Genomic DNA, 11,050 nt, shown 5'->3' on the forward strand with positions numbered 1-11,050 from the left:
GTATGACATTGTCCGAAGGTCCCGAGAAGTAAACCGAATACGGGACCGAAGATAGTCAGAGCACGATCAATGACAAACCAAAAAAGTGGTTTTTCCCGTTTGTTTTCAAGAGGACCACGCACAATAAACCCTGCCCCATCGGGCAGGGTTACAAAGTCACGAACAGACGAAGGTCAGCTTCCCAGCTTCTCGTCAATGATTTCCTGAAACTCTCCGTAACTCATGTTTGAATAGGTCGTGCCGTCGATCACGAAAGACGGCGTCGAGTTGATCCCATGTTCTTCGGCATTGGCCTGATACCACTCAATCAAACCGCGCGCCTTGTCACCGTTGCTCAGGCACGCTTCAAGCTGGTCATTCTCAAGACCGGCAATCCGCCCGATCTTGCGCAACTCGTCCGCAATCGCCGCTTCCGATCCGGCGCGGGTCCAGGCGCTTTGCGTGTCGTAGATCATTTCGGTGATGCCAAAGAACCGATCCTGGCCTCCACAGCGGGCAACAAGCGATCCCCAAAGCCCGTAGCGGTCAAAATAGACCTCACGGTAGGTGAACTTGACCTTGCCGGTGTCGATGTAGTCCGCTTTCAGATCCTTGAAGACGCCCTTGTGAAAATTGGCGCAATGCGGGCAGGTGTACGAGGCATATTCGATGATCTCGACGGGCGCATCCTCTGCCCCCAGCACCATCTCTTCGATGACCACCTCCGCAGAACTGCCTTGTGCATTGGCGGCGCCCGGAAGCGCGATGGGTTGGCCATTGATCGTGGGCGCAGGGCCTGACCCGGTCATCCACCACCCCGCGCCGGCCACGAGGGCAGCGGCGAGTGCAATCGTCATCAAGCGTTGTTTCATCGAGAAACCCTTTGTTCTGTTTGACCGTAGACCTAGGTCCGATCTTGCGTTTTTGAATAGACGTTCGAGGCCAGACGTTCCAGCGCCATGCGCAGACCAGCGTCCTGAACACCGCTTGCCACCTGTTGCGCCTCGGGCAGGATCGCCGGGGGCGTGTCACTGTGCGCGGCTTTGGGGCGGTGATCAAAGCTCACCTGACCGTCGGAAAACCCGGTCGCAGCTGTCTGCGTGATCCGGATCTTTGAAATGGCGTTGTAGCCATACACCGCGTTCACCTTTTCGCGCAGCTTTTCCTTTTGCATCTCCAGCATCGGAGCGTTGGCCCCCGTGGTCAGAAGCGTCAGCGTTGCCCCGAAACCCGAGCGCCCATAGCGCACCTCGACAGGTCGGCTGATCGCGGCAAGGTCCTCGCCCGCGATCTCGGCCCAATGGGTCAGAAGCCGCGACTGCGCAAAGCCACGCGTCTCGGAGGTCTTGCGGATTTGCGTCTGCAAGAGACTCGAGGTGCGTTTGAAGCCATGTGTCTGTCCGGTCCGCGGCGGCATGTTTGACTCCCTCTGTCGAACACTATTCTAGTGGCGCGACGCTTCTGCAACCACCCCACAAATGAGACCCGAGTTCAAAGGAATGTCAGACCTGCGTGAACGGCCCGATCCCGCCGCGTTGCTCGACTGGTACGACAGGCACGCCCGCCAGATGCCATGGCGCGTCGGACCGGCGGCGCGTGCGCAGGGCGTGCGCCCCGACCCGTATCGCGTCTGGATGTCCGAGATCATGCTGCAACAGACCACCGTTGCCGCCGTCAAAAGCTATTTCGAAGCCTTCACCACCCGCTGGCCCACCGTAAGCGATCTGGCACAGGCCGAAGATGCCGATGTGATGGCCGCATGGGCTGGCCTTGGCTACTACGCCCGCGCCCGCAATCTGCTCAAATGCGCCCGCGTGGTGCATGCCGATCATGATGGCGTGTTCCCCGACACCTATGACGGCCTGATCGCCCTGCCCGGCATCGGCCCCTACACCGCCGCCGCCATCGCCTCCATCGCGTTTGATCTTCCGGAAACGGTGCTTGATGGCAACGTCGAACGGGTCATGGCGCGGCTCTACGACGATCACACACCCCTGCCAGCTGCGAAACCCGTGTTCATGGACTACGCCGCCGCCCTCACCCCGCAGGAACGCCCCGGCTGCTATGCGCAGGCGGTGATGGATCTGGGGGCCACGATCTGCACCCCGCGCAACCCGGCCTGCGGCCTTTGTCCCTGGCGCAAGTCCTGCGCGGCCTGGGCAGCGGGGACTGCGAAGGAACTGCCGAAAAAGGCCCCGAAGAAACGCAAGCCCACACGGTTCGGCATCGCCTATCTGGCCCGCCGTGTCGACGGCGCGTGGCTTCTGGAACAACGCCCCGACAGCGGCCTTCTGGGCGGCATGCTGGGTTGGCCCGGCAGCGACTGGAACGACGCCCCCGAAGAAAACCCACCGATCCGCGCCGAATGGCGCACCCTGCCCGCCGAGGCGCGGCACACCTTCACCCATTTCCACCTGCATCTGACGGTCAAGACCGCGCTGGTCCCGATGGACCGCGCCCCCGAGCGCGGCATGTTTGTCGAGGCGGACGCGTTCGACCCGGACAATCTGCCCACGGTGATGCGCAAGGCGCATGCCCTGACAAAAACCAAATGACGCTGCGTCATCGGTGTATTTCGCAAACCGGCGTCTGTCGTTAAACATGGCATATGGATTGCACCCGAGCAGACCGATGTCGGACGCCACATTGCACAGATCGCTGAGCAGACTTCCTTTCCGGGCGGCCTTGCCGTTCTGGCTTTCCCTGCTCATGATTCCGACCGTGCTCCTGGGCGCATGGGCCGGTGGCGTCTGGGTGCTTGTCCCCATCTTCGCGACATGGGGTGTGTTCGCCACGCTTGATGCGGCCCTTGGCATCGACACGACCAGCCTAGACCCACAGACGCAGGACAGCGCCTTGTTCTGGCACCGTCTGATCACGGTGATCTGGGCCCCGTTGCAGGCTCTGATGCTGTTCGGGCTGGTCTGGTACATTCCGCGCGCCGATCACCTTGGAGCGTTCGAGGTCTACTTCGTGACCGTCGGGATGGGCATTCTGTCTGGTAGCATTGGCATCGTCTATGCCCACGAACTCATGCATCAGAAAAACCGGGGTGAGCGCTGGATGGGCGATCTGCTCATGTGCATGGCGCTTTATGGCCATTTCCGGTCCGAGCACCTGCTGGTGCATCACCGCCATGTCGGCACCCCGCGCGATCCGGTCACGGCCCGCTTCAACGAAAGCTTCTGGCGCTTCTACCCGCGTGTTCTGCGGCAAAGCCTGCTGTCCTCGTTTCGCGCCGAACGCGACATGCTGGCACGCAAAGGGCAGCCATGGTGGCACGCCAGCAACCCGTTCTGGCGCTACGGCGCGCTTCAACTCGGATTCCTGCTGCTCGCGCTTGCCCTTGGCGGATGGCTGGGCGTTCTGATTTTCGTGCTGCAAGCCCTGTCCGCGATCTTCCAGCTCGAGCTGGTCAACTATGTCGAACATTACGGGCTGACGCGGAAATATCTGGGCAGCGGCAAATATGAACACGTCAAACCGCGCCACAGCTGGAACGCGTCACACAAGGCGTCAAACTGGTTCCTGATCAACCTGCAACGGCATTCCGATCACCACTACAAACCCGACCGCCGCTTTCCGCTGCTGCAGACCTATGACGAGGACGAGGCCCCGCAACTGCCCTACGGCTATCCGGTGATGACGTTCTTCGCGCTGTTCCCTCGGAAATGGCGGGCGATGATGAACCCCCGTGTCAAAGCCTGGCGCGAAAGGTACTACCCCGAGATCGACGACTGGTCCGCCTACAACAAGGCCCGGCACGGACTGTAATCCGACACCGGGCCGAAACTCTTCAAAGAGTTTCGGGCAATCCTTCGAAGGATTGCCCGCACCGATCAAAGTTCGGAGAGCAGGGCCTCACCGCCCGAGACTTCGCAGACGCCGGGGTTTTCCTCGACATGCAGCTTGGTGACCTTGCCGTCCTCGACAACCATCGCATAGCGCTTGGAGCGGGCGATCAGACCCACGGGCGGTGCGGTGAAGTCCATGCCGATGGCCTTGGTGAACGCGCTTTCCGCATCGCCCAGCATGGTGATCCCGGCGTCTGTGGCACCGGTGGCTTCGCCCCAGGCTTTCATCACGAAGGGGTCGTTGACCGACACGCAGATGATCTCGTCCACGCCTTTGGCGGTGAACTGGTCCTTGGTGCGGATGAAGCTGGGCACATGCGCGGAATGGCAGGTCGGCGTGAAGGCGCCCGGCACGGCGAAGATCACGACTGTCTTGCCCTTGGCATGGTCGGTCAGTGACACCTGTTCTGGGCCCTCGGCCCCCATTTTCACAAGTGTCGATTCTGGCAGGGTATCACCCGGTGCGATTGTCATCGTCAGTCCCTCGTTGATGAATTGCATTCTGGATGCTGTGCCATATAGGGTCACGCGCATCCAGACCAATGGCAGTACGGGAAAAGTTCACAGATGGGTCATGTAATTGTTGTGGGGGCGGGACAGGCCGGGTCGTCCTGCGTGGCACGTCTGCGCGCCAAGGGGTTCGACGGACAGATCACCCTGATCGGGGAAGAGCCGTTTCCCCCGTACCAACGCCCGCCTCTGTCGAAGGCCTATCTGCTGGGCGAGATGGAGCGCGACCGGCTCTACCTGCGGCCCGAGAGTTTCTATGCGGAACAGGACATCACCCTGCGGTTGGGCGCGCCGGTGACGGCGATTGATCCCGCTGCGAAAACGCTGACCCTGGGCGATGAGGTGCTGAGCTATGACGATCTGGTGCTGACCACAGGATCGACCCCGCGCCGCCTGCCTGCCAGCATTGGCGGCGATCTGGACGGTGTGATGGTCGTGCGCGGCCTGCACGACGTCGATGCGATGGCCCCGCGCTTTGCCAAAGGTGCGCGGGTGCTGATCGTGGGCGGGGGCTATATCGGGCTGGAGGCGGCTGCGGTGGCGGCCAAGCTGGGGCTGAGCGTGACACTGGTCGAGATGGCCGACCGCATCCTGCAACGGGTCGCAGCGCCCGAGACCTCGGCCTATTTCCGGGCCGTGCATCGTGGGCACGGCGTCGACATCCGCGAAGGCGTCGGGCTGGATCACCTGACCGGGTCCGAGGGCCACGTGACAGGTGCGGTGCTGAGCGATGGCAGCACGCTGGAGGTCGATTTCGTGCTGGTGGGTGTGGGGATTGTTCCGAACACGCAGCTTGCCGAAATGGCGGGCGTTCGGATCGAGAACGGCATTGCCACTGACGCCCATGGGCGCACATCTGACCCGCATATCTGGGCGGCGGGGGATTGCGCGTCCTTCCCGATGAACGGTCAGCAGATGCGGCTGGAGAGCGTCGGCAATGCCATCGATCAGGCGGAATGTGTGGCGGACAACATTCTGGGCGAGGGTCGGGCTTACGAGGCGAAACCCTGGTTCTGGTCGGACCAGTATGACGTGAAGCTTCAGATCGCAGGGCTGAGCACCGGGTATGACCGGATCGTCACGCGGCAGGGCGACGAGGGTGTGGTGTCGTTCTGGTACTATGCGGGCGACCGCCTTCTGGCCATCGACGCGATGAACGATCCGCGCGCTTATATGGTGGGCAAGCGGCTGATCGAGAGCGGCAAGTCGCCTGCGCCGGAGGCGGTGGAAGATCCCGCAACCGACCTCAAGGCGCTGCTCAAGGCGTGAGAATCATCGCGGGCACATGGCGCGGGCGGGCGCTTGCCAATGTGGGCAAAGGCGATCCCGGCGCGCATCTGCGACCAACGACGGACCGGGTGCGCGAAAGCCTGTTCAACATGCTGGCGGGCGGGCGGTTCGGGGACCCGTTCGAGGGGGCGCATGTGCTCGACCTTTTTGCAGGGACCGGGGCGCTGGGGTTGGAGGCGCTGTCGCGCGGTGCCGTGTCGGCAGTGTTTGTCGATGACGGGCGCAAGGCGCAGTCGCTGATCAAGGAGAACCTCAAGCTGTTGCGCTGCGAAACGGGGCGTTTGATTGCGCGGGATGCGACGCGTCTGCCGCCGTGTGACACGAAGCCCGCGACGCTGGTGTTTCTCGATCCGCCCTATGGCAAAGGATTGGGAGAGAAGGCGCTGATGGCGGCCGTGAAAGGCGGGTGGCTGGCCGAGGGGGCGCTGGTCGTCTGGGAGGAAAGCGCGCCGCAGATGGCGCCCGAGGGGTTCACCCGACTGGACGCACGGCGCTATGGCGACACGCATGTGACGGTGATGCGATTTGGGGAAATGGCGGACCTGTGATAGGGTTAAGTCATGGATTTCTACAGCCCGACCCTTGAAGAGTTGCGTGTGCTGGAGATGCGCGCGCAGGCCGATACATCCTCACCCCGGCGCGGTGGGCCGGTCTTGATGGCCGATTGCACCACGCCTTTGGCCGGAGAGACGCTGCTGTCGCTGCTTTGGAAGCGCTGGGATCAGGACGAGGACTGACCTCAGCGGGACCTGGCGGAATAGGTCCACTTCGGTCCATTTGTTTCGCGCGCGAAACATTGAGACCGGACCGGACCTATTAACCCTTTGTTAACGAATGGGCTTTTGCGAAAGCCCTACCCGTCCGTCCCGGTCGCCGTGCCGCGGGTCGCCTCGACGGCTGCGCGGGCATCCTCGACCAGTTGAGCGCCATCAAGGCCACGCTCGGCCATCTCGGCGATCCAGTCCTGCGTGACCTCGTCGCCTAGCGCCACGATCTGTGCGGTGACCTCTTCACTCAGCGTTGCGATCTCGTTGCCGGCGTCTTCCATCACGACAAACCCGTCACGGTCGCCGGTGTCATGGGCCCGACCTGCCATGGCCGAGGTTTCCAGACCCGAATTGGCGTCGATCACCGCCTTCAGGTCATCGGGCAGCGCGTTGTAGCTGTCCTTGTTCATCGCCCAGATGAAGTAGAGGTTGTAGAGCGACTTGTCGCCCGCCACGTCGGTGTGGCTGTCGGTCAGCTCATCGAGCTTGAGCGAGGGCGACATTTCCCATGTGATCACACCACCATCGACCACGCCTTTGGACAGCGCCTCGGGGAATTGCGGCACCGGCAGGCCGATGGGTTCGGCTCCAAGCTTGTCGAGCAGCAGGGTCGCGGGGCGGGACGGGCCGCGCAGTTTGAGGCCCGCGAAATCGCTCAGGTCTTCGATGGCTGCACCTTTCTTGTGCACGATGCCCGGCCCGTGCATGTGGGCAGCGATCAGGTGCACATCGGCGAAATCGTCCATCAGGTGTTTCTGCGTGAATTCCCACGCCGCGCGCGAGGCTTCTTCGGCGCTTTTCGTCACCATGAAGGGCAGTTCCAATGCCTCGGCTTCGGGGAAACGGCCCGGTGTGTAACCGGGGATCACCCAGCCGCCGTCGATCACGCCGTCGCGGATCAGGTCATATTGCGCGGTCGCTTTGCCGCCAAGCTGCATGAACGGATAGATCTCGATCTTGATCCGGCCGTTCGATTCATCCTCAACCTTTTCGACCCAGGGGTCGAGGAAATACTTGGGATTCGCCGAATTGGGCGAGACGAAATGCTGGAAGCGAAGCGTCACTTCCTGCGCCATTCCGGTGGTTGCGGTGATGCCAAGCATGGCGGTGAGAGCGGCTGTCTTGAGAAAGGTCATTCCGCGCCTCCTGTATGAAGCTATGTCCAAACGCTGCTGCACTGCAGCGCAGGGGGTATCTATGCTGCCCCTGCGGCAGTTGCAAATCACTCGCAACGGGATTCGCCGTTGGATTGGCCATGAAGTCCATGGAGTATCTGGAGAAATTCCCGATATGGGGGAATTGCGATCAAGTCTTCCCCCATAGCGGTATGGCTGAAAATCAGAATTGCAGCGTGGCGGGCAGTAATGTTATTCACAAATTTGAATTTATCTCTGGGAGGAGACACCATGCTTTTGCGCCCGACACGCCGGTCCTTTCTGAAAACCGCCGCAGCGATGCCCGCCTTCGCGCTTCCGGGCGCGCAGGCGCTGGCCGAACTGGGGGGGCCCGAGGGCGGAAACCCGGCCTATTTCCGCTTCACCCTGGGTGAGGCGAAGATCACGATTGTCTCGGACGGGTATCTGAGCCTGCCGACCAACGGGTTGGGTGTGAACGCCGATCCCGCCGAGGTGCAGGCGTTTCTGGCGGCGCATTACCTGTCGACCGAGACCAACACATCGCACACCAACCACCTGATCGTGGAGATCGGGGGCAATACGGTTCTGGTCGATGTGGGGTCGGGCAACCGGTTTCTGGACACTGCCGGGCGGCTTTGGGCCAATCTCGATGCGGCGGGCATTGATGCGTCGGGGATCACCCATGTGGTCATCACCCATGCCCATCCCGATCACATCTGGGGCATCCGCGACGATTTCGACGAAGCGATCATTCCAGACGCCGCCTATTACCTTGGCGAGGCCGAGCATGCCTATTGGATGCAGGACGGGCTGGCGTCACAGGTGCCTGTGGACATGCAGCAATTCGTCGTCGGTGCGCAGAATTCGATCAATGTCGATGGCGCGGAATGGGAGCTGATGTCGGATGGGTTCGAAGTGGTGCCCGGTGTGCGGGTGATCGACACGCCCGGCCATACGCCCGGCCATATGGCAGTGGTGGTGGAAAGCGGTGGGCAGCAGTTGATCGCGCTGGGTGATGCGATGAGCCACGCCTACACCAACTTTGCGCATCCCGAGTGGTACAACAATTTCGACGCGGATGGCGATCAGACCGTGGCAACTCGCAAACGGCTTCTGGATATGGCGGCGACGGATCGGATGGCGGTTCTGGGCTATCACTTCCCGTTCCCTGGTGTCGGGCATGTGATGCGCGACGGGGATGCCTACAGCTTTGTTCCGGCGCTCTGGAAGTTCGACTGACGCGCGGCACGAAGATTGGCGGCGCGGTGGGACCACAGAAGGTGCCCCAGCGCGCCCAGCGCACAAACCCCCGCTGCGGCGCCAAGCCAGGTCACATCGCCAAGCGCCAGCACCTGACCTCCGAGAGCCGCACCTGTCGCTGTGCCGATATAGATCGCCGCTGCATTGAGCGCGAGCACGACACCGGCAAGCGAAGGAGCAAGCTGCATCAGACGCACCTGCTGCGGCGCCATGAAGGACCAGCCGAAGACGGACCAGACAAAGGTCAGGAGCAAGAGCAAGGACGGTGCGATGGGCATGCCCGAGAAGACCGGCATCAGCACGATCTGACCAAGACAGAGCAGGACCAGTGAGGCGACCGAGCCAAGGCGGTCCGTCAGGATTCCACCGATCAGGTTGCCCACAACCGCGCCTGCACCGAAAGCCAGAAGGACCAGCGTGATTCCATCACGCCCAAAGCCCATCGTGTGTTCCAGGAGCGGTGCGAGATAGGTGTAGAGAACGTAGATCGCAGCAAGGAAGCTGGCTGTGAAAAGAACCGCGCCCATGATCACGCGATCCCTGAGCGCGCGGCCCAGATCACCCAACGACACAGGCGTGAATCGCAATCCCGCAGGCACCCGGACCCAGATCAGGGCGGCGGAGAGAATCGCAAGGGCCAGCACAATCCAGAATGCAGCGCGCCAGCCGAAGGTAAAGGCGATCCAACCACCAATCGGGACACCCAGCGCCTGCGACAGGGTCAGTCCGAAATAGAATGCGGAAATCGCTTTGCCCTGCATTTTCTGCGGGGCCAGCGCCGCAACCACCGCCGCGCCAACGGGTGTGACGATGCCCGCTCCTGCAGCGCAGAGCCCGCGGGCGAGGTAGAGCAATGTCACATTCGCAGCGAGGGCCGTGCCCAGTGCCCCCAGCGCAAAGAGCGCCATGCCTGCCGCCAGCACCCTGCGCCGTCCGATCCGGCCCGTCAGTGACACGAGGATCGGTGACAGGACCGCATAGGCCAAAGCATAGGCGGTCATGGCACCTCCGGCAGCGGCAGTACTGACCTCGAGGTCGGTGGCGAGGAGCGGCACCATGCCGATCACCACGAACGCGCCCATGCCGATGACAAAGTTGCAGGCCGACAAGAGCGCGATGACGCCGATCGGCAAACTGTCCGTCGCGGGATCGGGCGGCACAGGTTTACTCATCCCGAGGGGCAGCGGCGCGGCTGAGCCTGTCGTTGATCGCGATGCCGAGACCCTCATGCGGGATCGGAGAGACGGCGATTGTGCCACCGCCCTGCGCATCGAGGCGGTGCAGGTAATCGAAGAGATGCGATGCTGCCTCGACCAAATCCTCGGTCGGAGACAGGTTCAGATCACAGTCCACATTCCCGAAGCCAAGGCGCAACTCTCCCTGCTCCCAGTCGGTGGCGTTGAGACGCACCAGCGCATTGGGCGCGTAATGCGAGGCAAGCTGTCCCGGTGCGGAAATGGCTTCGGCCTTGTGGCGTACCGCCAACGGTCGGCCAAGCGTCTGCGCAAGCTGCTGTTCGGTGATGCCGCCGGGACGGAGCAGCACCGGTTTTTCGGCAAGGCCGACAATTGTCGATTCCACACCCACCTTGCACGGCCCGCCATCCAGCACCGCGTCAACCCGCGCGCCAAGACTGCCCACAACATGCCGGGCGAGGGTCGGGCTGATCTGGCCCGAGCGGTTGGCCGAAGGGGCTGCGACCCCGCCACCGAAGGCACGCAGGATCGCGCGCGCGGTGTCATGTGCTGGCAGCCGCACGGCCAGCGTATCGAGCCCGGCCGAGACAAGCGCCGAGATCGGAGTGTCCGGCTGGCGGCGCAGCACCAGCGTCAGCGGACCGGGCCAATAGGCGCGCGCCAGCAGATCAGCCTCGGGTGTCCAGATCACATGCTGCTGCAAGGCATCGAGATCGGCAAAATGCACGATCAGGGGATTGAAGCTCGGGCGTCCCTTGGCTTCGTAGATGCGGGCCACAGCCCGGTCATCGCCAGCATCCGCCCCTAATCCGTAAACCGTTTCGGTTGGAAAGGCGACAAGCCCGCCGTCACGCAGAATGCCCGCGGCGCGGTGATGGCCAGCGTCTGTATCCGAAAGGAGCTCGGGGGCTGTGGTGATCATCGGTTATGACGCCGCGTTCTTGTTGATGGGATGGGCCGCATTCGTCAGGGTCGCTTCAAAGCTGGCGGTTGCTTACCGTTCTGACGTGCAATTGCCAAGCCGCTGCTGTTTAGTCCCGTCGACCAAGGAAAGCCGT

The 11,050-nt window shown here is 62.5% G+C and carries 12 protein-coding genes; 6 read left to right on the forward strand and 6 right to left on the reverse strand.

The annotated features are described in order from the left end of the window. Positions 1–173: 173 nt before the first annotated feature. Entirely contained in the window at positions 174–788 is a 615-nt protein-coding gene (locus MRY75_RS07310) for a DsbA family protein (protein ID WP_292306819.1), read from the reverse strand. 95 nt (positions 789–883) lie between these two features. After that, positions 884–1,396 (reverse strand): DciA family protein, encoded by a 513-nt coding sequence (locus MRY75_RS07315; RefSeq protein WP_292306511.1) that lies wholly within the window; start codon positions 1,394–1,396, stop codon positions 884–886. Positions 1,397–1,478: 82 nt separating this feature from the next. On the opposite strand from MRY75_RS07315, the gene mutY reads away from it, so the two are divergent. Further along, on the forward strand, positions 1,479–2,534 hold the full coding sequence (mutY, locus tag MRY75_RS07320; protein ID WP_292306512.1) for an A/G-specific adenine glycosylase: 1,056 nt from the start codon (positions 1,479–1,481) through the stop codon (positions 2,532–2,534). Positions 2,535–2,610: 76 nt separating this feature from the next. Further along, the gene (locus tag MRY75_RS07325; protein WP_292306514.1) at positions 2,611–3,753 is read left to right on the forward strand and encodes an alkane 1-monooxygenase; all 1,143 of its coding nucleotides are present in this window, start codon (positions 2,611–2,613) and stop codon (positions 3,751–3,753) included. A gap of 65 nt (positions 3,754–3,818) precedes the next feature. Here MRY75_RS07325 and MRY75_RS07330 read toward each other — a convergent pair whose 3' ends face one another. Then, positions 3,819–4,307: a peroxiredoxin gene (locus tag MRY75_RS07330; protein WP_292306821.1), complete on the reverse strand. Its 489-nt coding sequence runs from the start codon at positions 4,305–4,307 to the stop codon at positions 3,819–3,821. Between the two features lie 93 nt (positions 4,308–4,400). Here MRY75_RS07330 and MRY75_RS07335 point away from each other — a divergent pair, with 93 nt between their 5' ends. Genes MRY75_RS07335 through MRY75_RS07345 form a run of 3 tightly spaced genes read left to right on the forward strand, consistent with a single transcriptional unit; the run spans position 4,401 to position 6,370 of the window. Beyond that, the gene (locus tag MRY75_RS07335; RefSeq protein WP_292306516.1) at positions 4,401–5,612 is read left to right on the forward strand and encodes an FAD-dependent oxidoreductase; all 1,212 of its coding nucleotides are present in this window, start codon (positions 4,401–4,403) and stop codon (positions 5,610–5,612) included. Next, the gene (rsmD, locus tag MRY75_RS07340) at positions 5,609–6,181 is read left to right on the forward strand and encodes a 16S rRNA (guanine(966)-N(2))-methyltransferase RsmD (protein ID WP_292306518.1); all 573 of its coding nucleotides are present in this window, start codon (positions 5,609–5,611) and stop codon (positions 6,179–6,181) included. The genes MRY75_RS07335 and rsmD overlap by 4 nt, the downstream gene beginning before the upstream one ends. Before the next feature lie 12 nt (positions 6,182–6,193). Continuing rightward, positions 6,194–6,370, forward strand: a complete 177-nt coding sequence (locus tag MRY75_RS07345) for a hypothetical protein (protein WP_292306520.1) — start codon at positions 6,194–6,196, stop codon at positions 6,368–6,370. Positions 6,371–6,486: 116 nt separating this feature from the next. Here MRY75_RS07345 and MRY75_RS07350 read toward each other — a convergent pair whose 3' ends face one another. Continuing rightward, positions 6,487–7,536 carry a TRAP transporter substrate-binding protein gene (locus tag MRY75_RS07350; protein ID WP_292306522.1) on the reverse strand — a complete coding sequence of 350 codons (1,050 nt, stop codon included), beginning with the start codon at positions 7,534–7,536 and terminating at the stop codon, positions 6,487–6,489. Between the two features lie 270 nt (positions 7,537–7,806). Between MRY75_RS07350 and MRY75_RS07355 the strand changes: the two genes are divergently transcribed. Then, on the forward strand, positions 7,807–8,775 hold the full coding sequence (locus MRY75_RS07355; RefSeq protein WP_292306523.1) for an MBL fold metallo-hydrolase: 969 nt from the start codon (positions 7,807–7,809) through the stop codon (positions 8,773–8,775). Here MRY75_RS07355 and MRY75_RS07360 read toward each other — a convergent pair. Both MRY75_RS07360 and MRY75_RS07365 read right to left on the reverse strand, forming a co-directional pair. Next, entirely contained in the window at positions 8,739–9,968 is a 1,230-nt protein-coding gene (locus MRY75_RS07360) for an MFS transporter (protein WP_292306525.1), read from the reverse strand. The genes MRY75_RS07355 and MRY75_RS07360 overlap by 37 nt on opposite strands. Further along, positions 9,961–10,914 carry an L-threonylcarbamoyladenylate synthase gene (locus tag MRY75_RS07365; RefSeq protein WP_292306527.1) on the reverse strand — a complete coding sequence of 318 codons (954 nt, stop codon included), beginning with the start codon at positions 10,912–10,914 and terminating at the stop codon, positions 9,961–9,963. Before MRY75_RS07365 ends, MRY75_RS07360 begins: the two co-directional genes overlap by 8 nt. Between the last annotated feature and the right edge of the window lie 136 nt (positions 10,915–11,050).

Source organism: Marivita sp. (assembly GCF_022763305.1).
In the GTDB taxonomy this organism is placed as follows: Bacteria; Pseudomonadota; Alphaproteobacteria; order Rhodobacterales; family Rhodobacteraceae; genus Marivita.

Excerpts from the sequence above, each read along its gene's own strand:
- MRY75_RS07310 (WP_292306819.1), bottom strand. The coding sequence starts at position 788 with ATGACCGGGTCAGGCCCTGCGCCCACGATCAATGGCCAACCCATCGCG.
- MRY75_RS07315 (WP_292306511.1), bottom strand. The coding sequence starts at position 1,396 with ATGCCGCCGCGGACCGGACAGACACATGGCTTCAAACGCACCTCGAGT.
- mutY (WP_292306512.1), top strand. The coding sequence starts at position 1,479 with ATGTCAGACCTGCGTGAACGGCCCGATCCCGCCGCGTTGCTCGACTGG.
- MRY75_RS07325 (WP_292306514.1), top strand. The coding sequence starts at position 2,611 with ATGTCGGACGCCACATTGCACAGATCGCTGAGCAGACTTCCTTTCCGG.
- MRY75_RS07330 (WP_292306821.1), bottom strand. The coding sequence starts at position 4,307 with ATGACAATCGCACCGGGTGATACCCTGCCAGAATCGACACTTGTGAAA.
- MRY75_RS07335 (WP_292306516.1), top strand. The coding sequence starts at position 4,401 with ATGGGTCATGTAATTGTTGTGGGGGCGGGACAGGCCGGGTCGTCCTGC.
- MRY75_RS07345 (WP_292306520.1), top strand. The coding sequence starts at position 6,194 with ATGGATTTCTACAGCCCGACCCTTGAAGAGTTGCGTGTGCTGGAGATG.
- MRY75_RS07350 (WP_292306522.1), bottom strand. The coding sequence starts at position 7,536 with ATGACCTTTCTCAAGACAGCCGCTCTCACCGCCATGCTTGGCATCACC.
- MRY75_RS07355 (WP_292306523.1), top strand. The coding sequence starts at position 7,807 with ATGCTTTTGCGCCCGACACGCCGGTCCTTTCTGAAAACCGCCGCAGCG.
- MRY75_RS07360 (WP_292306525.1), bottom strand. The coding sequence starts at position 9,968 with ATGAGTAAACCTGTGCCGCCCGATCCCGCGACGGACAGTTTGCCGATC.
- MRY75_RS07365 (WP_292306527.1), bottom strand. The coding sequence starts at position 10,914 with ATGATCACCACAGCCCCCGAGCTCCTTTCGGATACAGACGCTGGCCAT.